At 36.0% G+C, this 22,430-nt stretch carries 19 protein-coding genes; 4 read left to right on the top strand and 15 right to left on the bottom strand.

The window, feature by feature from the left end; genetic code table 11:
• Positions 1–11: 11 nt before the first annotated feature.
• Entirely contained in the window at positions 12–737 is a 726-nt protein-coding gene (locus AAA923_RS04285) for an alpha/beta hydrolase (protein WP_338214835.1), read from the top strand.
• 87 nt (positions 738–824) lie between these two features.
• On the opposite strand, the gene AAA923_RS04280 is transcribed toward AAA923_RS04285, so the two are convergent.
• Positions 825–2,030 carry a NupC/NupG family nucleoside CNT transporter gene (locus AAA923_RS04280; RefSeq protein WP_338214916.1) on the bottom strand — a complete coding sequence of 402 codons (1,206 nt, stop codon included), beginning with the start codon at positions 2,028–2,030 and terminating at the stop codon, positions 825–827.
• A 235-nt stretch (positions 2,031–2,265) separates the two neighbouring features.
• Here AAA923_RS04280 and AAA923_RS04275 point away from each other — a divergent pair, with 235 nt between their 5' ends.
• Positions 2,266–3,111, top strand: coding sequence for an aldo/keto reductase (locus tag AAA923_RS04275; protein ID WP_338214833.1), 846 nt, complete (start codon positions 2,266–2,268; stop codon positions 3,109–3,111).
• Positions 3,112–3,181: 70 nt separating this feature from the next.
• Here AAA923_RS04275 and AAA923_RS04270 read toward each other — a convergent pair whose 3' ends face one another.
• From AAA923_RS04270 to AAA923_RS04230, 9 genes are all read right to left on the bottom strand, one after another.
• Entirely contained in the window at positions 3,182–4,507 is a 1,326-nt protein-coding gene (locus tag AAA923_RS04270; protein WP_338214832.1) for an APC family permease, read from the bottom strand.
• Positions 4,508–4,512: 5 nt separating this feature from the next.
• Complete coding sequence (locus tag AAA923_RS04265; protein WP_338214831.1) at positions 4,513–4,731, bottom strand: hypothetical protein; 219 nt, start codon at positions 4,729–4,731, stop codon at positions 4,513–4,515.
• Positions 4,732–4,938: 207 nt separating this feature from the next.
• Entirely contained in the window at positions 4,939–5,652 is a 714-nt protein-coding gene (locus AAA923_RS04260) for a gamma-glutamyl-gamma-aminobutyrate hydrolase family protein (protein WP_338214829.1), read from the bottom strand.
• A gap of 198 nt (positions 5,653–5,850) precedes the next feature.
• Positions 5,851–6,708, bottom strand: coding sequence for a PRD domain-containing protein (locus AAA923_RS04255; RefSeq protein ID WP_338214827.1), 858 nt, complete (start codon positions 6,706–6,708; stop codon positions 5,851–5,853).
• A gap of 51 nt (positions 6,709–6,759) precedes the next feature.
• Entirely contained in the window at positions 6,760–7,572 is an 813-nt protein-coding gene (locus AAA923_RS04250; RefSeq protein WP_338214825.1) for a Cof-type HAD-IIB family hydrolase, read from the bottom strand.
• A 199-nt stretch (positions 7,573–7,771) separates the two neighbouring features.
• Positions 7,772–9,196 carry a 6-phospho-beta-galactosidase gene (gene lacG / locus AAA923_RS04245; protein ID WP_338214824.1) on the bottom strand — a complete coding sequence of 475 codons (1,425 nt, stop codon included), beginning with the start codon at positions 9,194–9,196 and terminating at the stop codon, positions 7,772–7,774.
• Between the two features lie 18 nt (positions 9,197–9,214).
• Positions 9,215–10,963 (bottom strand): lactose-specific PTS transporter subunit EIIC, encoded by a 1,749-nt coding sequence (locus tag AAA923_RS04240; protein ID WP_338214823.1) that lies wholly within the window; start codon positions 10,961–10,963, stop codon positions 9,215–9,217.
• A gap of 38 nt (positions 10,964–11,001) precedes the next feature.
• Positions 11,002–11,352, bottom strand: coding sequence for a PTS lactose/cellobiose transporter subunit IIA (locus AAA923_RS04235; protein ID WP_338214821.1), 351 nt, complete (start codon positions 11,350–11,352; stop codon positions 11,002–11,004).
• 11 nt (positions 11,353–11,363) lie between these two features.
• Complete coding sequence (locus AAA923_RS04230; protein WP_338214819.1) at positions 11,364–12,218, bottom strand: PRD domain-containing protein; 855 nt, start codon at positions 12,216–12,218, stop codon at positions 11,364–11,366.
• Between the two features lie 625 nt (positions 12,219–12,843).
• Between AAA923_RS04230 and guaD the strand changes: the two genes are divergently transcribed.
• A complete protein-coding gene (gene guaD, locus AAA923_RS04225; protein ID WP_435890160.1) occupies positions 12,844–14,166 on the top strand; it encodes a guanine deaminase in 1,323 nt (440 codons plus the stop codon).
• A complete protein-coding gene (locus AAA923_RS04220) occupies positions 14,156–15,502 on the top strand; it encodes a uracil-xanthine permease family protein (RefSeq protein WP_338214817.1) in 1,347 nt (448 codons plus the stop codon). The genes guaD and AAA923_RS04220 overlap by 11 nt, the downstream gene beginning before the upstream one ends.
• 251 nt (positions 15,503–15,753) lie before the next feature.
• On the opposite strand, the gene AAA923_RS04215 is transcribed toward AAA923_RS04220, so the two are convergent.
• The 5 genes from AAA923_RS04215 to celB all read right to left on the bottom strand — a co-directional run bounded on the left by AAA923_RS04215 (position 15,754) and on the right by celB (position 22,373).
• Positions 15,754–16,890 (bottom strand): GGDEF domain-containing protein, encoded by a 1,137-nt coding sequence (locus AAA923_RS04215; protein WP_338214815.1) that lies wholly within the window; start codon positions 16,888–16,890, stop codon positions 15,754–15,756.
• Positions 16,891–17,131: 241 nt separating this feature from the next.
• Positions 17,132–18,259, bottom strand: coding sequence for a GGDEF domain-containing protein (locus tag AAA923_RS04210; RefSeq protein WP_338214813.1), 1,128 nt, complete (start codon positions 18,257–18,259; stop codon positions 17,132–17,134).
• Between the two features lie 482 nt (positions 18,260–18,741).
• Positions 18,742–19,905: a GNAT family N-acetyltransferase gene (locus AAA923_RS04205; protein ID WP_338214812.1), complete on the bottom strand. Its 1,164-nt coding sequence runs from the start codon at positions 19,903–19,905 to the stop codon at positions 18,742–18,744.
• A 57-nt stretch (positions 19,906–19,962) separates the two neighbouring features.
• The gene (locus AAA923_RS04200; protein WP_338214810.1) at positions 19,963–21,045 is read right to left on the bottom strand and encodes a DUF871 domain-containing protein; all 1,083 of its coding nucleotides are present in this window, start codon (positions 21,043–21,045) and stop codon (positions 19,963–19,965) included.
• A 26-nt stretch (positions 21,046–21,071) separates the two neighbouring features.
• Positions 21,072–22,373 (bottom strand): PTS cellobiose transporter subunit IIC, encoded by a 1,302-nt coding sequence (gene celB, locus AAA923_RS04195; RefSeq protein WP_338214808.1) that lies wholly within the window; start codon positions 22,371–22,373, stop codon positions 21,072–21,074.
• Positions 22,374–22,430 lie beyond the last annotated feature (57 nt).

Here is a 22,430-nt window from a genome sequence, read left to right as displayed (position 1 = left end):
GAGGTTTTTCCATGACTTTAATGAATCTTAGTTATCGTACCAATTATTTACATACCTACTTTAAAACAACCGTTGTGGTGCCAGATACTAACGAAAGCAACTACACGGCTGTCTGGCTTTTACACGGCTATACTGGCGATGATTCCGCTTGGATCAGACACGTCAACGTTGAGAAATTAGCTCATGATCACAATTGGGTCATTATTATGCCTGAAGGTCGCAACGCTTTTTACTCCGATTCTAATTTTATCCCTTACTATTCCTACTTTATCGATGAATTCATCCCTAAAATGCAAAATCTCTTACCTATTTCTAAGGAACGTGACCACAACTTCATTGTTGGCTCGAGTATGGGTGGTTATGGCGCTCTCAAGATTGCTTTCTTAAATGATGATAAATTCAGTAAGGTTGCAGCTCTGTCACCTATTACTGATATTGAACATTTTCGTGACAATCCTAAGGGTCCAATGCCTAAGGAGGCTTTTAACAGTATCTTTGATACTCCGGATAAAATTGCCCATAATCAGTTAATTAACATTTATAATAGTCGTCAACCTAAGCAACAAATTTTGACACTTTGTGGTGATGCTGATTTCATGCACGAAGATAATATTATGTTTAAAAATTTCTTGTCGATTCATGCCAAAGGTCATTACACCTGGATGCCCGTATCTGGTGATCATTCTTGGAAAACTTGGGGCGATAATATCGAAAAAGTCTTTAATTGGCTAAATTAGAAAAAAATAGAGACTGCAGTCCAGATCCGGATTACAGTCTCTATTTGCCTCAATGCTCAAAAACTGAACAAATTTTGTCATTCTCTGTTACCAAACGAATAGTCCAACAAATGCTGCTGACAAGAGTGAAACTAAAATACCTGACAACAACATGTAACCAACGTTTTTCGAAATAATATCGTTCTTTTCCTTATTAACAATACCTTTGAAACAACCAATAATCATACCTAAAGTTGAGAAGTTAGCAAAGGATGTGATGAAGACTGTTAGAACAGCCTTAAAGTGCGGATCAAAGTTCTTAATAATACCAGTAACTTTACCCATGACAACAAATTCATTGGTAACTAACTTAGTACCCATGTATTGAGCCATTTGGAAGGAATCGTGACTATTCAAGCCTAACAACCAAGCAAATGGATACATGATAATACCTAAGATATGTTCCAAAGTTAACCATGGATTAACTAATTGCAGAATTTTATCAATCAAAGCTGCTAAGGCAACAAAGGCAATAACATTGGCAGCGATAATCAAGATTAAACGACCGGCACCTAAGATTGAATCACCCAAGAATGAGAAGAAAGGCTCTTTTTTGCCGCCCTCACCTTGACCATTCAACTTAGCAATCGTATCTTCTTCTGGTGTAACAGTAACGGGATTTAACAAACTCGTTACGATAATTGCATTGATAATATTAATCGGAATAGCAGTCAGGATAAATTGCCCTGGCATCATTTGAATATATGAACCAATGATTGACGCTGTGACACAACTCATGGACATCATTGCTAATGTAACGTTACGCTGTGACTTGATTTGTTTCAATTGTAGACTTGAAACAGCGAGTGCTTCAGTATTACCAAGAAACATCATTTCAACCGCAAAGAATGATTCGAATTTTGGTTGACCAGTGATGAATGACAAACCTTTACCGATCCACTTGATGATAAATGGCAAAATTCCAATATAAGTCAAAATATCAAATAATGGCACAATCAAAAGAATTGGTAAGAGCGCACTGGTAACAAAGTCCATACTCTTAACGTGAACCCAACTTGGCAAAGCAAATTCGATTCCGACATAAGCTACTTGAACTAACCAGTTGAAACCATCGGCTGCCCCTGAGACAATTGCCCGACCCACATCAAAACTCGTCAAGAACCAAGCTAGAAATAAGTTCAAAACTACCATGATAGCGATGGATTTCCAATGGATATTTGACTTATCCTTCGAGAAAAGGAAACCAATAGCTAGAAAAACGATAACACCTATTACGTTAACTACCAAGTACATACTCATATATACTTAACCCCTTTTTTTATTTGAAGATCCGCATTGTTAAATTTTTCACTTCTTTTTAATATTACATGGGGATAAACTTTTTGTAAATATTTTTTTACAATAGAAATCAACTAAATAAAGCATTATTTCAAAATTTTATAAACAAGCTATATAATAGTATTGATAACGATTACAGAATTATTATTTATTAGTTTAAAATCGGCTATTTTGAAAGTGAGGTATTTGTTTGAAATCTATTACATTTAATCATCAAAATACATCAGCTATTGGTATTGGAACTTGGCATATTGGTGAAGGAAATAACATGACCACAGAAGCTGAGATGGCAGCCATGCGTTATGGACTTGACCATGGTATCAATGTTATTGATACTGCTGAAATGTATGGTGAAGGAAAATCTGAAACTCTAATTGGTAATGTTTTAAAAGACTATCATCGAAACGACATTCAATTGATTTCCAAATTTTACCCCTATCATGCAACACCAAAATTGATAGAAGAAAGCCTCAAGGCTAGTTTGAAACGACTCCAAACTGACTACTTAGATTTATATCTGTTGCATTGGCGTGGCCAGACTCCTCTATCTGAAACAGTTTTCGGACTTGAAAGAATGGTCAAGGCTGGACTAATCAGAAATTGGGGTGTTTCAAATTTTGACCGCAGTGATCTGGAGGAATTATTCAGTGTTCCCGATGGTGAAAACTGCCGTATCAATGAAGACTTATATAATATCGGTAGTCGTGGGATTGAATACTCTGTTTTACCATGGCAAAAGAAAAATCATATCTCATTTATTGGATACTCCCCATTTGGTTCCGATGGTGGAGAATTTTTGAAGATTAAACCAGTGATAACAGAAATGGCCCAACAAAAAGATGTGAGCGTTCATCAGTTATTATTGGCATGGGTTTTAAGAAATCACGATCTGCTCAGTATTCCAAAGACTAGTTCTGTTGAACATATGCAGAGTAATCTGGAAGCTGTTGATATTAGACTTACTAAGGATGAGCTGGAACTATTGGATAAATATTATCCAGCACCCAAAAATGAGGGTCAACTTGAAATGATTTAATCTAACAAAAAAAACTCGTAACAAGGAATGCACTTTTGCAAACCATTGTTACGAGTTTTTATTTTCATTATTAATTTATAAAATTCTTCCGAGTTAAGAAGTAAAATGGCACGGCTACTAATAGAGCTCCGAATCCCCAAATTAAGTTTGAGACACTTGTTTGGGCTAATAACCATAACGATACCGTAATGGCTAAAACTGGAATAAACCAGCCGAACGGAATTTTGAAACCGGACTTACGATTCTTCATTGTCTTTCTAAATACCAACACAGCCAGACAACTAGGAATATATTGAGCAAATCTAGAAACAGCACTGATCTGTACCAATGTATTGAAACTTCCTGATACAGCAACCAACAAACCTAATAATGCAGAAATAATAATAGCGTTATGTGGAACTCCAAAACGATTCTTGTGTGTTAAAAATTGTGGCATCATACCATGCTCTGCCATTGCTACACCAAATCTTGGAGTAATAAATGATGTGGAAAATCCAACTCCGCCAATTGACATCAATGTTCCAGCAGCTACCAAATATTTTCCAAAACTACCAACCATTGTGCCAAATGCATCTTGAATCGGCGTTGTACTGACGGCTAATGACTTTCCTAATACTCCGATACAAACTGTTTGAACAAGAATGTAGAATGCTGCGACTGCTAAAATTACGATAATCAAAACTCGTGGTAAATCTTTCTTCGGATTCTTCATTTCTCCAGCAGCAACGACTGAACTTTCAATTCCCGTAAAGACGAAGAACATGGTCATCGCAGCTTTTGCGAAAGAACCTTTACTAGCAACTGAGGCTGGGATCATTGGTGTGAAATTACTACCTTTTATGAACCAAATACCTATCGCAATAAAAAATACTAGTGGCAATAATTTTGAAACTGTAACGGCGTTATTTAAAATAGCTGCCACCTTGATACCAAATAGATTCACCGTCATTAATGTCAAAGCCATAATTGTTACAATAATATCTTTATCAATAGGATTATTTAGTTCTGGAAAAACACCTGCTACAGCCGTAGCAAAGCCAACATACAATGTACCTTCAGCTATGATTCGAATCGTCCATGTAACGAAACCAACTTCATAACCGACAAAATTTCCAAATGCAGCTTTCGCATAAACATATGCCCCACCAGTTTCAGAAAAAAGACTGGAATCTTCCGCAAAACACAAACCAATTGTTAAAACTAGGACGGCATCAAAAGCTAGGACAAAAATGCTAGCTGGACCAAAAAGTCGCATCCCTTCATTTGGTAACAAGAAGATTCCCGAACCAATAATACTGTTGATTCCAAATAATAGAACTGTCCAAAAACCCATCTTCTTTGATTTAACAGCGGTTTTGGCAGCTGGTGCGTTAGCTAGAGTTATCGCTTGTTTCATGATTTTTACCTTCTATATAATGTCAGAATTTTTTGATTAGGATAGCTTAATAAAGCCTGTTCGGGCTGCTGGATCTGCTGGACCTGTTCAAGAAATTCGGGCTGTAGAAGGTCACTAACTGAAAATTCACCACGTTCTAATCCACGACCAACCATAGACAATTGTTCGACTGCCTTATTTGCTCCAGTTAGAATGTTTGCGGCGAATCCAGTTAATTTACTCATAAATGCTCTACCTCTTCTTTTTATTTTAATGTTTAGATTAGCACTCTCACATTTATTGTCAATTTTTTAATGAAATTAGTTATTTTTTAATGTAATCCTTTCAATAAAGGATCCCTTTGTCACTAAAAATTCCATTACAGCAAAAAAAGCCAATTCATTAATTACTAAATTGACTGAATTTTGAACTATATATTGAATCTATTGATTTTATGCCCGTGCAATAAAGTCCTGAAACAATTCTAATTGTCGAGAATCATGTTGCCACATATTTTCTGGATGCCATTGAACACCTTGAATTGAAGCATCAGAATTTTCAATTCCTTCAATTACACCATCTGGCGCTTCGGCGACAATATTTAATCCTGTAGCGACATCTTTAATCGCCTGATGGTGTCGCGAATTAACAAAGACGTTATCGCTAACAGTTTTAAATAAATATGAGTCATGATTCACTGATATAAAATGTGTTGGTTGGTCTCCTGGAGCCTCCTGATGATGCTTTAAGACTTTTCCGGGGAATTGACTGTTCAAGTCTTGATAGACGGTTCCGCCCAACGCTACATTGATAATTTGAGCACCTCGACAAATACCGAGAATGGGAACTTTCTTAGCAACGGCAGTTCTGATTAGAGCAATTTCAAAAATGTCACGATTTCGATTAGTAGCGCCCAATTGTGGGATTGGCTCTTCACCCATGAACGTTGGATCAATATCAGGACCACCAGTAAAAATTATTCCGTCTAACCGCTCGACTAGTCCATTAATCTGTTCTTTAGGAATATATGGCAAACTAACTGGAATGCCACCAGCAGCCACTACCCCATCAACTGCTGGACGGGGCACAAAGTCCATTAGTTTTTGATTAATCACTGACGTAGCGCCAGTATATATATCTGCGGTGATGCCGATTACTTTGCTCATATATTAATTCCCCATTTCCATTTTCAATTTAATCCGATGAATAATTTATTAACATTATTAAATATTTTCTAATTTAAGTCTAGTGTTATAGCAATATTTTTTTAATAAATTTCATTTTTTCTAATAAATAAATATTTCGGATATAAAAAAGACATATTTTTTTAAGATTAATTACCTTAAAAAATACGTCTTCTTCTGTTAAGCACCATTCAATCCATCTTCTTGCGTAATTCTTTGAATATGAATAATGAAATATAATAGTTCTTTATTATTTAACTCGACACCACGAGCAGACTTTATTTCAGCCGAAATTTGTTTAGCAATCGACGTGGAGCCAGGATAGTCACGTTCCATTTCTAATTCGATCTTTTGATCAAAGTTAGTATCGGCAGACATGTTATTCAAACGTTGCTCCAAATACTGTAAATGAACCATAAACCGATCATAATAATTACTGTTGCTCTTAGTACGAAAAATGTTATTTCGTAACATAACTTTTTTAATCAGTTTAGTAAAATCGACCTTTTTAGTCATATCAAGACTACTACTATCAGAACTCGTTTGCGCATTGATAAAGTGTAACGCTAGATTTCTAATTTCAGACATTGGTAAATCAATATTGAGATTTCGATTGATAATCTTCAAACCCTCACTAGCAATCAGATATTCTTCAATATACTTGTCGCTCATATCAGGAATATGACTAGGCTTATACTCGCCATTTATATAACGTTTATAAGCCCCATAAATGTGGTCGCTTAAAGTAATATAAATATAATCCAAGGCATGATAATTAAACTTTTTTCGAGCATAATCCACGATTTCATAAGTGGTAGTTACAACATCGATAGGAATATCCTTTAACAAAAAGTAGAGATTCTTTTGGGAATCGGTGGTATCGAGATAAAAGATTTTTTCAATCTTCTCACTGTCCAGTGTATCCCCTTTGGATTTATGAAAGGCAATCCCCTTACCTTTAGCAATTGCTTGTTGGTCATCATCTAAATCGACAATCGCTGTATTATTATTAAATATTTGTTTGATAATTAATTGCATAATTCCCCCTCATACAATTAATTATAAATGAAAGCGGATGCTTTTTTTCAATTACAGAACAAATTTTTCAATTGCCAAACCAACGCCACTGTGATTATTGTCTGCTGTGACATAATCGGAGGCTGCTTTAACATCAGGTAGACCATTGTCCATGGCAACTCCCTTACCAACAATACTCAACATTGGAATATCATTGTCGCGGTCACCCATCGCCATTACTTCTGAAAGATTGATACCGAGTTTTTCAGCTAAAACTTTAATTGCTTTTCCTTTATTAACATGTTGCGGAAAGACTTCTAAGAAACCTATACCAGTTCTGACGACAAAATAATTTTGATCAAATTTCTCATGAACCATTCCCGAAATCTCATCGAGCTCTGACTCACTACCATTAATAATAGCTTTAACAATCTTGAAATCAGCTGGCAATTCATCTGGCTCCTTTAAATACAAACCATTAGCATTTTCATGTGCCTGCATAATTGTGTATTTATCAATCCAATCACCACTACTAGTGTACGTATTGCCGTGATTATCAACGACGTTATAGTGCAATTTATTATCATGAACAAATTCAACAAATTCGCGATAAAACTCATTACTCAACATCTCTTGATATATGATCTTACCATTCATGTCCTCAATGATTGCGCCACCATTAGTAATCATATATTGTTCAGAACCACTGATATCCAATTGATCGGCAAACTTTATAACGGCGTTATGGGTTCTACCAGAGCATAAAACAACTTTGATACCATTGGCTAATGCTTGTTTAATAGCCAGTTTATTATGTTCAGAAATTGTCTTCTGTGTAGTTAATAACGTGTCATCCAAATCTAAAGCAATCATCTTATAATCCATAATTATCTCCTTATTTGTCTTCATATATATATTGTAACGAAAAAGAGCTTTGAGATGTTGATATCTCGAAGCTCTTTATATTTTTCAACGGTTAACTATTTTTAATACCTAGGGGAGACGGAATAACGTCTCATATTAAAAACAATTATTTTTTAGGTAGTTGTGGTGCAAGACAATTTCAATTTGAGGAAAATTGAAACTAATCTTCAATTTCGTGTGTTTCACTGAGTTTCTTAAACCAATAAGCACTCTTCTTAACGTAACGTTTCTGCGTTGGGAAGTCGACGAAGAACAATCCATAACGCTTGCTGTAGCCATTAGTCCATGAGAATTGATCTTGCAAGGACCAGATGAAGTACCCTTTGACATTGGCACCATCATTAATGGCATCAGCAATTGCACTGAAGTATTTCTTGAGATAATCGATTCGTTTTGGATCATCAATTACAGTATCGCTTGTAGCATCCTTTGGTAATTCTTCTTTCAATCCAATACCATTTTCAGTTACATAGATATCTGGTACCAATGGATAATCATCATGGATTCTCATTAGAATATCATGCATACCCTTTGGATAAATTGACCAATCCCAATCAGTCGTTTCAACATCATCTGGCTTTTTCTCTTCACCGATTCCGTGTAAACGAGAAACTGAGGTTCCCTTTGCACCGGTACCGTTATGAATAGTCTCTGAAGCACCGTTATACTCACGTAGCCATTTGCTAAAGTAGTTATTTACTCCAACAAAATTTAGTTGATGAGCAGCTTTACTGATTTCAGCCATTTCTTCATCGGTATACTTAAACATTGGTTGACTATTAGCATCAAGAATTTCTTTGATCAAATCCAAAGTTTCCTTGTGATATTCACCAGCTAAAGTTCCATCCAAGTATAGTCTATTTTCCAAGGCATCTTGCAATGCAGCGGCATGCTTGTCACCTTCACTATCACTGTATGGGTAAACAGTTTGTAGTGCGTGAACGATACCAATTTCACCGCCTAAGTCCATATCTTTGTATGCATTAACAATCTTAGAGTGAATCAAAATCTGATTATGCTCAGCTTGGAAGGTCTTATCGAAACGACCCTTTTCAGCTGGTGGGAATGTCCCAGAAGTATATTGTTGAACGGCCATTGAGGTTGGCTCATTGATAGTGATCCAATACTTAACTTCAGGAAATTCCTTGAAACAATATTTAGCAAAGGCCAAGAAATCATCTAACATCTCTTGACTCAACCAGTCACCTAATTCATGCAATCTTTCAGGTGTATCAAAGTGATGCAGCGTTACATATGGAACGATATTATGTTTGGCACACGCTGCAAACAACTTATGATAATAGGCAACTCCACGAGGTTCAACTTTGCCAGCACCATCTGGAAAAATACGTGACCAAGCAATTGAAACTCTAATTACCTGCACACCATATTCCTCAGCAAGTGTTAAATCCTCGTCATAACGGTGATAGAAATCAGCAGCAGGATCTGGACTGAAACGACCTTGTTTTTCAAGAAAATCATCCCAAAGAACACGTCCTTTGCCATCTTCTTTTGTAGCACCTTCAACTTGATAAGCAGCGCTGGCGCCACCCATTAAGAAATCTTTTGGTAATGTTTTACTCATTTACAATCATCCTCCGAATTAAAGATTAGATTCAACAAAGTTCAAGGCTTTATCGCCATCGTTTGTTAATTCAATGTATTGACGACCAGTTGTAGTTACTAACTTAACGCCATACTTATCAGTGATTTTCTTTAGATTACCTTTCATACTCTCCATTTGTGGAGCTAAGATAACCATGTTCATATTTTGAATGAGATCCATATCTTGACCATAAGCACGTGCAGCAGCAGATAATTTCAGACCTTTGTTTTTTGAAAGTTTATTCAAAGCATTGGCTAAAATACCACTGGTACCACCACCGGCACATAATACCAAGACATCAACTTCATTATTCTTAAAGTACTCTTCTGTATCCTTAGATGAACTTGTAGCAACTGTTGTTTCACCAGCATTGTCTGAAGAAGCTTCAACTGTGGCAGTTTCATTTGAATCGTTTGCATCAAGAGCAACTTCTGGAGTAGCACCGGCAACGGTAACATCGCCTTCACCAGCAGCTACTTTAGCTTCATTAGCTTTTTCTTCTGTTAACAATGTCTTATCGTAAACACGAATGAATGGGAAGTAGATAAGTACATCGACTACTAAAGCTAAGAGAACAAAGACAAATGATAACGGAGCGAAACCAGTTGAAATCAAAATACCAATTGGTGCTGGAATTGTCCAAGGCATTGTATACATGATACTGTTCATACCTAATACGTTAACGAAGAACTTGAACATACATACATTGACAATAGGTGTTGCCAAGAATGGTAGGAAGAACATTGGGTTCATGATAATTGGCATACCGAAAAGTACAGGCTCATTAACTGAGAATGATCCAGGAATAAAGGCAGCCTTACCAACAGCCTTCAATTGGGCTGAACGAGCAGCGAACAACATGATAAAGGCAACAACGAATGTTGATCCAGTACCACCAAAGTTCATAACATAATCCATTGTATTCATAGCTAAAACGTGTGATGCATGAACACCAGCTTGATATTGTTGTAAGTTAGCAGCAGTATTAGCAATCATAATAGGAACAACGGCTGGTTGAACGATTGATGGACCTTGAACACCACAGAACCAGAAGAAGGCCATGGCTCCGGCAATAATTGAAAGTCCAATGTAAGAATCACTAGCTCTAAATAGTGGTGATAGAACTTGAATAATCCAACGAGGAAGAATAGTTCCTGTTGCAGCTTTAAATCCGATACCGAATAACCAGAATAGTGTAACGGATGAAGCCATAGGAATAAGATCTTTAAATGTTTGTGAAATATTTTGTGGTACCTGTGGAGGTAACTTAATAGTTACATTGTTTTTAATACAGATATAGTAAATATTTGGAACAATTAGACCAACGATATAAGCACAGATCAAACCTTGTGTACCCATATAAGTTAGATCATTACCAGTCTTTAATGGCAAGATTGATAGAATAATAAAAGCAATTTCTGATGCAATAATTACAGAAACAGGATTAATTTGGTTTGTCTTAGGCAATTCCAAATTTTGACTATCTGTTAAGTTCTTAGCTGTTGTACCAGCAACGAACAATGCTAATAGTCCCATTGAATAGTTATAAGCAATCATAAAAATATTTGTTACATTAGTAGGCCAATAGAATCCCCATGCATTTGGAACATAGGCAATCATCATGAAAATACTTGAGAAGATGATAATTGGCATACAGGCAATAAATCCGTCACGAATAGCAGAAACATATTTATTCGCAGCAATGGCCTCAAAGGCCGGTTTGAGCTTATCAAATACACCTGACATAATTACTTTCCCCCTAGATCAAATTTGAATCTAAAACTCTAATTCTTCATATCTAACTTTTCTTCAATCTTATTAATACGTTCATACTCATCGATAAAGAACTTGCATTCGTCCATCAACATCATCGTTGTCATCAAAGTATCTTGACCATGAACCATGATGAATGTAACGTCCATGTCCATACCACCAGCTTCATCAGCCAATATCTTTGTTTGTGAGTTATGAGCATCAACAATTGATTGATTAGCTTCTTCAACTAATTTTCTAGCTTCTTCAATTTTACCTACACGAGCACTCTCTAAAGCCTTGATTAAAGCGGTCTTAGCATCCCCAGCGTAAGCCACGATTTCGAATCCTGCCATTGAAATTTGTTCTTTTGTAACTGCCATAATAATTACCTCTACTTCGTAGTTTTTTCTTGTGTTAATCGTTGAATGTGAATTATGAAATATAATAGTTCATTACTACTTAGCCTCGTCGAAAGCTTTGATTGAAGACTTGTGTATATTTCTTTAGCAATCTTAGAAGAACGGGGATATTCTTTTTTCATCTCCGATTCCAGCCTATTGCTAAAGTCACGATCTTCAGTGTCGTCATTATCAAGGCGTCCTGCTAAATACTGTAAATGAATCATGAAACGGTCAAAGTAATTACCATTTCCTTCAATGCGATAAATCCGATTCTTATTCAAAATCGTTGTCACAATGTCGCTAACTTCCTTGGAAGTATTTTCCTTTAAGTCACTAGCCTCTGACTCTTCACCTTTAGCATTAATGAAATGTAGTGCAATACTTTTAATCTCCGACCTTGGGAAGTGAACATGAAGATTTTCATTGATTACATCTAATCCATGACTGGCAATTTCGTACTCGTCCGGATATTGCTCACTCATATCGGGAATTAAACTCTCCTGATAAGTGTGAGCCAATAATCTTTGATATGAACCGAAGATATGGTCACTCAAGGTGATGTAGACGTAATCTAAAATGTTATAGTTAAATTCTTTTTTAGCATAATCAATAATTTCATAAGTAGTAGTCACAACATCAATTGGAATATCTTTGATCAAAAAGTATAAATTTTCTCGTGATGATTTTGTATTTAAATAAAAGATATTCTCAATCTTGCTTGAATCAACTTGTCCACCCTTGGTTTTCTTAAAAGCGATTCCTTTGCCCTTTACAATTGCTTGGCGATCATCTCCTAGGTTAACTAACGCACTGTTATTGTTAAAGACTTGGGCAATCTCTACCATCTCATTACCCCCTTTCTGACAACAAAAAAGAGACCACCAACGCTTTTTCTAATGATAGTCTTTGGACATATCATTGAAGAAAATACGTTGAGTGATCTCGCCTAATTTAATAGTAACAATTCACTGAAAATATATTCATCTTTCAACACCGATTAGTATATGACAGAATTTTTATTTTGTAAACGGTTTCACTGAATTAATTTTTAAATCATTTATTTTTAGTATTTGAATTAGTTTAATAAACAGCTACAGAACGGTACTTTTGAATACAATTTTAGTTGATATTTTTTTCACATTTTATTTCATTACCAATGGTCAATCTAAAGCTTTGGTTTGTACCAATTAGACGTTTTATCTATCAAAATTTATCGGTAATCAAAATTTTTGCTTGGTAATTTTATAAATCACCCCTCCGACCTCAAATCAAAACTAAATACTTTCAATAAAGCACTTAAAGCGCATACAAAAATATTCATATCTAAAAATAATGAACGTTTCGTCTATTTTTTCCTCGATTTTTTTGACATTCAAGCAAAATACGAACTATTTACTATTTCTTTACATAATTATTCATGTTATTCTTAATACATAAAATTTAAGGAAGTGTTAGATTATCACCTATCAAATAGTTTTTGAGGGAAATTATTTTTCTTCAGCAACGTTTGACAAGGCGGATTTCACACCAGATTCACTTATATGTGTAGACCAGTCAGGAACTATTGACCGCGTTGTATCCGCTTCTGATAGCGATTATCAGATTGTCAAACAAGCTGCTTTGGATAACGATATCCTCAAACATATACCCAAAGGAAGTTACCTTTTACCAGGATTCACTGATTTACATATTCACGCTCCGCAATGGCCTCAGGCCGGTTTAGCTTTGGACAAACCGTTGAACGAATGGCTCAACACTTATACTTTTCCACTCGAAGCTAAATTCAAAGATTTACAATATGCTCAAAAAGTTTACCAAAGCCTGATCAAAGAATTATTAGCCAATGGTACTACGACTGGCTTGTTCTTTGGTTCAGTTCACACCGATGCTAACTTAGTTTTAGCCAAAGTATGTGCGAAGCTAGGACAACGTGCCTTTATTGGTAAAGTTGCGATGGACAATCCCGAACAAACTCCTGATTACTATCGTGATGAATCATCCCAAGTTGCTTTGGAAGAAACCGAAACATTTATTCTCAAAATGCAAGAATTACGGGAACAAACTAATGCTGATATAACACCAGTTATTACGCCACGTTTTGTTCCTAGTTGTACTGATGAAACATTGCAAGGTCTGGGCGACTTGGCTAAAAAGTATGACTTACCGATTCAATCGCACTGTAGTGAAAGTATTTGGGAAGATCAATATGCGATTGACCGTTTTAATTTACGTGATACTGAAGTACTTAACAAATTTGGATTATTGACTGACAAATCTGTTATGGCACACGGAACTCAATTAAGTGACAGTGACTTGGATCTTTTTGAACAAACTCAAACTGCTATCGCTCACTGCCCTATTTCCAACGCTTACTTTGGAAACTCTGTCATGCGTGTTCATGACGCTAATCAAAAGAATGTCAAAATCGGTTTAGGTACCGATATCTCCGGAGGCTTTTCTCCTAGTATTTATCGAAATATGCAACAAGCTATTATGTCATCACAGATGTTACAAGATTCCAGTCAAAAGCCGGCACGTCTTTCAGCCAGCAATGTCTTCTATTTAGCAACAATCGGCGGTGCTAACGCCTTACATATCAAATCAGGACAAATCAAAGCTGGTTTCAAAGCCGACTTTCAAATTGTCCAAGATCAATACTTCGAAATCTCATCAAATAATTCAAACGATATATTTGAGAGACTTGTGTATCACACAAATAAAGAAAATATCAAGCAAGTCTATGTAGCTGGTAATTTAGTACATGACAATCGAGGAGAAAATAATGGAAAATAACAACAAGAGCAGTTTATTAGTTGGCCCTGACGACAAAATTGGCATGGGTGAAGCTGGTTTCTTAGGTCTTCAACATGTCTTAGCAATGGATATCTACGTCCCACCAATTATTCTCGCCGGAATGATGGCAATGGGCCTCAGTGATCAAATGGGACTATTACAATCAACATTCTTGGCTGCTGGTATCGGTACAATTTTACAAACTTTCGTTTTCATGAAGATGCCTGTTTCTCAAGGACCTTCATTCGTTCCATTAGGCGCCGCTGCGGGTGTTGTCTTAGCTTCAGGCGGTTTGAAGGGTAATGGTATGGGAACGCTGATTGGTGCCTTATTAGTAGGTTCCTTAATCCTTATTCTTTTAGGTGTCACTGGCGTCTTCCAAAAAATCATTAATCGTTTAGTTCCTGCTTTAGTTGGTGGTACGATTATCACTTGTGTTGGTTTATCATTGATTCCTACTGCTCTAAACAGTAATATTTTCAACGCTCCAGGTAAAATTGACAACAATATTATTTTAGCCTCTGTAACAGCTTTAACACTGTTAGTTTCTGTTGGTATCAGTTTGAAATTTCCTAGCGTTCGTCGTTTCTTCAGAACTAGTTCAATTATTTTAGCTCTTGGTGTCGGTACTATTGTTTCAACAATGATGGGATTATTCGACTGGAAAGCAGTTTCTGATGCTGCTTGGTTCGGTCTTCCACAACGTACTATTTTCCACTGGGGTATTAACTTTAGCCCTTCAGCTATTATTACTTTCATTATCATTTACGCCGTTATCACAACTGAAACAACTGGTACATGGTTCGCCATGGGTGCTGTTACAAATCACGAAATCACTGACAAACAATGGAATCACGGTATTATTGGTGAAGGTTTGAGTTGTTTAGTTGCCGCATTGCTTGGTACTACACCTGTTACTGGTTATTCAACAAATGCCGGTGTTATTTCAATCACTGGTGTCGCAAGTAAAAGAGTTTTCTTATTCGCCGGAATTTGGTTCTCAATCTTAGGTTTCTTCAGTAAATTGTCAGCCTTTCTAGCTGCCATCCCTGCTCCAGTTATCGGTGGTGTCTTCGCAATCATCACAGTTACAATCATGCTTAACGGTTTAAACGTTATCCGTGGTTTAGAAACAACTGATCGTGACCTTTACATTATCGGTATTCCAATTATTTTGACACTAGCCTTGGTACTTCTACCAGCTAATGTTACAAAAAACGCTCCACAAATCTTGCAATACTTATTAGGTTCACCAATTGCCATGGCTGCTATCGCTGCTATCATACTTAACTTAGTGATGCCTAAGACAAAGAAAGCTAACGTTAAAGCCATTTAATAGCGACAACATAAATAAGAGCTGTAATCCAAATTATAGGATTACAGCTCTTATTTGATTTAATTTTCGTTTAATTTAAAATGAACTGAACATAAAAACAATTATTTAGTCGGAAGAGCTGGAAAATATTTGTGTGCCGTGGAGACTTAACGAGCTGTGTCAAGGCTTCAAACCGAGGTTCGAGACCGCACTTTGGCTCGGACCGTTCCGCACAGCTAGTGAATATTTTCCAGCTCTGTAGACGGAATATTTTATTTTGCAGTTATTTGCATACGACCATTTTTCTTCGAATGATAAAGATTCCCATCAACACGTGAGTAGAAGTCAGTTGGGTTCAAATCCTCTTTAGAAATCGTTGAAACACCAACTGAGACAGTAATGGAAATTGAATTACCCGCTTTATCATCTAAATCAATATCCAAGTGATTCAATGCCATAAAAATCTGTCGGACAATCGGTTCCGTAGCCGATAGATCATAACTTGGAAAAATGACATTAAATTCTTCGCCACCAGTCCGATACAATTTAACATTCGGATCATTCTCGTCGATAATCGTTTGAACAACATCCGCCGTATGCCTCAACACCTTATCACCGGCCAAATGACCATAAGTATCATTAACCTGCTTAAAGTGATCGATATCAAACATCATCATCGAAAGCGATAAATTACTATGAAAACTAGCATCAAAGAGGTTGCGAATTTCCGAAACGTAGGCTGCATAATTCTCCGTTTTTGTCAGAGAATCATGATTGGCAAATTCCAACAAACGCATTTTTAAATTGCTATCTCGCAAAATCATTCCGACATAGCTGTATAGCAACATTTCAAAAATAGCTAGATAAGCCCACTCTTCATAGTATGTTTTCCAACCGAAGCCAAATTTTATCTTCATAAAGAGCCACAACAGTCCACCGAAAAATATACCTGCTGCCATATAGATATAAAATGGGTGATCATTATGTTGTCTACGTCTGACGTGACTTAGTACTTCATAGAAACTTAGTAATGTAACACTGTGACACCAAGACTCCCAATAACCAATCGAACCATTAAAAAGCATATATAAAACCAACAGTGGATATAAATAATAAAACGGAACATGAACATTTAAAAAATACACGCAAAAAATCAAGGCAATAAGTTGAAAATTCATAAATTGCCAAGAAATCGGTGTATCAACAATCGTTAATTGCATGCTGATAATGAAAATCCCCATATAAATAACACCAAGCCAAGAATTTACGAGATATTCGTTAAATCGTATACCTTTTGAAGAAAACCAAGTCCTCAAAGAATCAAAAAAGACTTGATACAATGTAAAAACACCTAAAACAAAAAAAACACTCGTGATAAATGGCGACAAACGCCAAACTGACCATGTCAAAAACCTGAAACCCCCTGCTAGGCTATTTTTAATTATTTATAATTTTTTTTATATAAAACGATAACTATGCCATAGTAGCACAAAAAAATCCCGCCGTTCCACTTAATTAAAGAATAGCGAGAATCAATTGATTAAAAACCGTTTGAGACTAATTAAATCATTGATAAATCAAACTTTTTGATGAAATCCACAAAAAGGACAATATTTAATAACTATCCTTTTTGTACGAACATATCTAAACTTATTGAGCCGTAATTTGCATACGCCCGTTCTTCTTAGAATGATAAAGGTTATCATCCACTCGACTGTAAAAATCATCCGGACTCTTGTCAGTTGCGACCAAACTAGATACTCCAACCGAAATTGTAATCTTAATTTGGTTTTTACCATCTTGAATGTCCAAATTATTCAAAGATGTAAAAATTTGTCTAACAATCGGTTCAGTCGATGGTAAATCATATCCTGGGAAGACGACGTTAAACTCTTCGCCACCAGTCCGATATAACTTCACTTTTGGATCATTATTATCAATTACCTTTTGAGTCTCTGTTACGGCCTTTTGTAAAACTAAATCACCAGCCAAGTGACCGTATGTATCATTAACTTGCTTAAAATGATCAATATCAAACATCATCATCGACAAGCTCAGCTTATTTCTAAGGCTCTCTGGAAAGAGCACCTTCATTTCAGACACATAATCCGCATAATTTTCGGTCTTTGTTAACGCATCATGATTAGCAAAAGCAACAAGTCTTCCTCTAACATCACTTTCACGTAACAACATCCGAACATAACTATATAGTAGAACTTCAAATATAATCAGATAACTCCATTCTTGCAAGAAAACTCTTGTAGTTAAATGGAATTTTACTGCAACGAAGAACCACATAATTGCTCCCCAAACGACACCGACAAATATGTAGCCAACGAATGGATGCTTTCTAACTTGTCTCCTACGAATATAATTGAATGTCCAATAAGTAATCATGATACTCAAAGCGTGCGCCCATGATTCCCAATAACCAATAGAATTGTTAAAGACCATATAAACTAAAACGATTGGTACAAAATAATAAAATGGAACTCTAATGTTAAGAAAGTATGCACAGAAAATCAAGCCAATGATAATAAAGTTCATGAATTCCCACGAAATACTTTTTCCCACTATTGTTGACTGCATGCCGAATACGAAAATTAACATGTAGATAACACCAAAAGCAGACCTCAATGTGTTATCAGTAATTGACAGCTTTTTCTCATGAACGATGGTTTTCAGCCAATCGAAGACAACTTGATAAAGCGTGAAAACACCCAAAATGAAAAAGATACTCGTAATAACGGGCGAAACACGCCAGTAACTCCATGTCATACGACTCTGTCTCCCTTCACATATTAATGCTTTTCATTAAAGTATTTGCACTTTCAGAATACACTTTAATATATTTATTTCAATTGAAATTTTACTATTATATTTATTAAAAATCATATAATTAAATTATCTAAAAATCAAAATAGTCAAATTTAAGTCAGACATTATTGATTTTTTTGTCGGTTATATTTTATTTACCATATGCATCAAATTAATTTGAATTAATCATTGAATTACTAGCATTAAAGGGAAACCGATATCAACGACAAGTTCAGAAATAATCACTAGTTATATAAAAAGCTTTATAACAGGCATTCGTGCTTTCTCTTGAAGCAATACATATACACAAAGTCTACGGTATTTAATCCACTTCAAATCCAAATCCATAATTCTTTTCTTCTATATAAGAAGACTCTCAATTTTTAAAAAAAATTTGATAAATAAAAAGGTGCTCGGATTTAAACCCAAACATCTAATTAAATTTAGAAATAATCAATTAATTGTGGCTTTTCATTTACAAAGACATCATTTAACTGATCAATTTTTTCACTATCACCCGCTACAACCCCGAGTTCAAACAACGAATTTAAGGAACGATAGCCAAACATGGCTTTAGTCAACGTTTGAATAGTCATTTCCATGTCAGGAGTTGCCTTATCGGCAATCTCGAAACTTACAACACCGTTTTCAATCGATAGTTGCCAAATATGATTATTCCACTCTAAATCATCACTAACCTTGAAATATACCTCTGGCATAACCAACGTTTGAACTGGATAACGTTTCATAAAATCATTCAAGTCAACAATTCTAGCCATCATATAAGGTGTGACAGTAACTTGTGCTGAATTAGGATCAGCTAATAAATCAGCCTTGAAATCTGGATCTGGTGATTCATAGACGAATTTCTGAAAAATTGACTGATGTTTTGTAACAAATTTACCTAACAATTGACGGCTAAGTGGATTTTCATTAAACCACTCGTGAATATTGAAAGTTGGGCCTTCATTGTAGTAAATTAGATAACCAATCAATTGATCAGTATCATCATACGCCGTAGCAACTTGATAATCTCCATGTTTATCAAGCATGTGATCCCACCACCACTTTGGACGGACCACTCCACCGCGATGATTATTGCTCAAATACATAATCTTAATGTCATCGCTCAAATCTTTAATATCATCACGTTCAACATGACCGCTTGTAGCATTTTTAATCCGTGGGAGTCGATCATTATTCATCGTTATAACGCTATGGTCAAAGACTTGTTCATAACCAAATTGACGATAATATCCGTAGGAAAACGGCGCTAAATAAGACAATGTGATCTGATTGTGATACATATCGGTCAAGGCAGCTTTCAATAACGTTCCGGCACCACCGCGGCCCCCGAATTCAGGAGCACTCATAACGTCGCCGATACCATTCATCTTATAATCAACACCGTGGAAATTAACATCAAATGGAATACTGAAGAGTCCACTGCCGAGTTTCTTATGATTCATTAACCCATATACCATTGAATGATCAAAGCGTTCTTTCAAAACATCCTTACGATGCTTTGAATCCTCGCGATTGAATGAGTACAAATATAATTTATAAAACTCATCAAATTTATCTTCATCGAGTAAATATTTATTCATATTTCCCTCCCTATAAAAAAATACTATTCAATTGAGAATAGTATTTCTTTATTTTTATTATGCTAGTTTGAAACTACTCCAAGGCTTGATGTAATTCAACAAGAAAGCCTCGTCAGAATTCAAGTGTCCGATAACATTACGACGACCGTCATTCTTTATATCACGAAGTGCGATTTGCGTCTCACCTTTGTATTGACCGTAGTTTTCATTAACAATGATGATATCACCGCGTTTGATATCTTGAGTATCATGGGCAGGAAAGTTCCCATCTTTATAAACAACTCGTGTCATTGTACTACGCAACAAGTAGTCAGATGCATCACCACGATAGACGTGGGTAGTATTCAAAATAACTTCTTTTTCAAGATCAGTCGCATTGTTTGAGAAATCAACCTTTAATACTGGATAAGGTGCATAGAAGGCTTCAGAAGCTTCCTGTAGCTCTTCATCAGATGCATAAGTGTTTCCGATGATGACATCATCAACGACTCCACTCAAGAGCAAATGCTTAACTTGTGTCGCAATTGGTAAATCACGATCATCTTCAAGCGTTGGCAAACCATCCTGAACAGGCCAAGGACCAAATGTTGCACTATGTGAGCTAATGAAGGCAGCTGAGTGAATATTACGATTCTTGAAAAAGTTTGACCATTTAATGAAGAAGTCTTCACCTAAGCCAGTATATCTTTGAGGATAAAAGTTATGACAACCTAGGAGGTTATTTGTGTCAGGATGATATGAAATAATATTATCCAAGTAGTGTGTACCAGAACTCATATTAATTTCAATCTTCAACCCGTAAGGATTACGAGTCATCTTAGCCTCTTCCATACCAGAGAAACCTTCGTCCAATCTGATACCGGCAGCGCCAAGATCATGGAAAAATGATAAATTATCATAACTAATATCAAGTGCTTTGAATAATCTAGGATTCATATCAACTATTGTAACAAAGCCCAACTTATTTCCATAAGCAATCGTTTCTTTAAAACGGTTAATGGTTTTGTCCTTGTCATCGCCTAATTCAAGCAATGAAGCAAAGATTCGTGAATAACCTAGTTTACTAGCAGTATCAAGATACTTTCTATCATCTTCTAAAGTTGAATGCTCTGGATATAATGATAATCCAAGTCTTCTCAAAACATGACCTCCAAAAAAGTTAAATGTTATTTACTGATTTTAGCTGCATCTAATTCTTCAGCCAATTTTTCTTTATCCATTGACTTGAAGAAGTAGAAGTAAATCAAAGTATCAAGCACGATGTTGACAATTTGTAGAACAGCACCAGAAATGTGACCAGTTGAAATAAATCCTGATAGAACTGGTGGAGTTGTCCATGGAATGTAAACACCCATTGGTCTAGCAACTAAGTTAGTAGCCATTGATACATATGTTGTTGTTACGTTAACAAGTGGTGTCAAAATAAATGGAACAGCCATCTTGTAGTTCATAACAATAGGAAGTCCGAAGACGATAGGTTCGTTAATGTTGAACAATGCAGGTCCAGCAACAAGTTTACCTAATGTCTTCAATTCTTTACTCTTGGCAGCGAATGCTAGTAGCATAGCCAAACCAATTGTGGCACCAGATCCACCCATGTGGACGAAGTTATCGAAGAATGATGTTGTAACGATATTTGGTAGAGCTTTACCAGCAGCAAAGGCAGCGTGGTTTTGGTTCAAAGCTGTTAACCAGATAGGCATCATAACACCGGAAACAACGTTGGCACCGTGAATACCGAATAACCATAGGAATGAAACAAGGAATTCAGCAACTAAAGCACCAGGCAATGTGTTACTCAAGTGGCCCAATGGTGTAGCCAAGAAGAAGGAAATGATATTTGGAATACTTTGCATTGGTGTTGCTTCAACACCGATACGGATTACCCAAACAAGTGCTAAAACAATGAAACCTGGGAATAAAGCAGCAAATGAGTTACTTACTGCAGGTGGAACTGTATCAGGCATCTTGATTGTCCAGTTCTTGTGAACCATCCAAACATAGAAGTCGGTGATAAATAGACCAACAATAATAGCTGTAAATAAACCTGCTGAATCCAATTGTGTTAGTGGAACCCACAATGCTCCAGCTTTATCTGTCTTCAAAGGAATTGTAAGAATGAAAGCACCCAATGAAACGATTGAAGCAGAGATTGGATCAACTTTATAACTCTTAGCCAAGTTATAAGAAATACCGATAACAGCAATCAATCCCATGATATGGAATGAAGCGTTAGTTGGATATTGTAATACGGTTGCCCAGTTCTTACCGAAGATACCAGCCATAAAGTCTAGATAGGCTTGAATTGGGAATTGTGCGATAATCATGAACAATGAACCAATGATGATCATTGGAACAGCTAATGTCATACCATCACGCAAAGCAATCAAATGACGAGAAGAAGCAAGTTTGCCGGCAAGTGGAATTAACTTGTCTTGAACAAAGCCGCTAGAATTCTTTTCAGCCATGTGTAAAACCCCCTCAAATAAATAAAATATGTTTCATAGCAGAAACACGTATCTGCT

Origin of the sequence: Companilactobacillus muriivasis (assembly GCF_036246245.1) — a bacterium.
In the GTDB taxonomy this organism is placed as follows: Bacteria; Bacillota; Bacilli; order Lactobacillales; family Lactobacillaceae; genus Companilactobacillus; species Companilactobacillus muriivasis.
The sequence above is the reverse complement of the archived record's forward strand: the minus strand, read 5'-3'. Positions and strand labels throughout refer to the sequence as shown.

Coding starts and splice junctions, on each gene's coding strand:
- AAA923_RS04285 (WP_338214835.1), top strand. CDS start 12: ATGACTTTAATGAATCTTAGTTATCGTACCAATTATTTACATACCTAC.
- AAA923_RS04280 (WP_338214916.1), bottom strand. CDS start 2,030: ATGTACTTGGTAGTTAACGTAATAGGTGTTATCGTTTTTCTAGCTATT.
- AAA923_RS04270 (WP_338214832.1), bottom strand. CDS start 4,507: ATGAAACAAGCGATAACTCTAGCTAACGCACCAGCTGCCAAAACCGCT.
- AAA923_RS04265 (WP_338214831.1), bottom strand. CDS start 4,731: ATGAGTAAATTAACTGGATTCGCCGCAAACATTCTAACTGGAGCAAAT.
- AAA923_RS04260 (WP_338214829.1), bottom strand. CDS start 5,652: ATGAGCAAAGTAATCGGCATCACCGCAGATATATATACTGGCGCTACG.
- AAA923_RS04255 (WP_338214827.1), bottom strand. CDS start 6,708: ATGCAATTAATTATCAAACAAATATTTAATAATAATACAGCGATTGTC.
- AAA923_RS04250 (WP_338214825.1), bottom strand. CDS start 7,572: ATGGATTATAAGATGATTGCTTTAGATTTGGATGACACGTTATTAACT.
- lacG (WP_338214824.1), bottom strand. CDS start 9,196: ATGAGTAAAACATTACCAAAAGATTTCTTAATGGGTGGCGCCAGCGCT.
- AAA923_RS04240 (WP_338214823.1), bottom strand. CDS start 10,963: ATGTCAGGTGTATTTGATAAGCTCAAACCGGCCTTTGAGGCCATTGCT.
- AAA923_RS04235 (WP_338214821.1), bottom strand. CDS start 11,352: ATGGCAGTTACAAAAGAACAAATTTCAATGGCAGGATTCGAAATCGTG.
- AAA923_RS04230 (WP_338214819.1), bottom strand. CDS start 12,218: ATGGTAGAGATTGCCCAAGTCTTTAACAATAACAGTGCGTTAGTTAAC.
- AAA923_RS04220 (WP_338214817.1), top strand. CDS start 14,156: ATGGAAAATAACAACAAGAGCAGTTTATTAGTTGGCCCTGACGACAAA.
- AAA923_RS04210 (WP_338214813.1), bottom strand. CDS start 18,259: ATGACATGGAGTTACTGGCGTGTTTCGCCCGTTATTACGAGTATCTTT.
- AAA923_RS04205 (WP_338214812.1), bottom strand. CDS start 19,905: ATGAATAAATATTTACTCGATGAAGATAAATTTGATGAGTTTTATAAA.
- celB (WP_338214808.1), bottom strand. CDS start 22,373: ATGGCTGAAAAGAATTCTAGCGGCTTTGTTCAAGACAAGTTAATTCCA.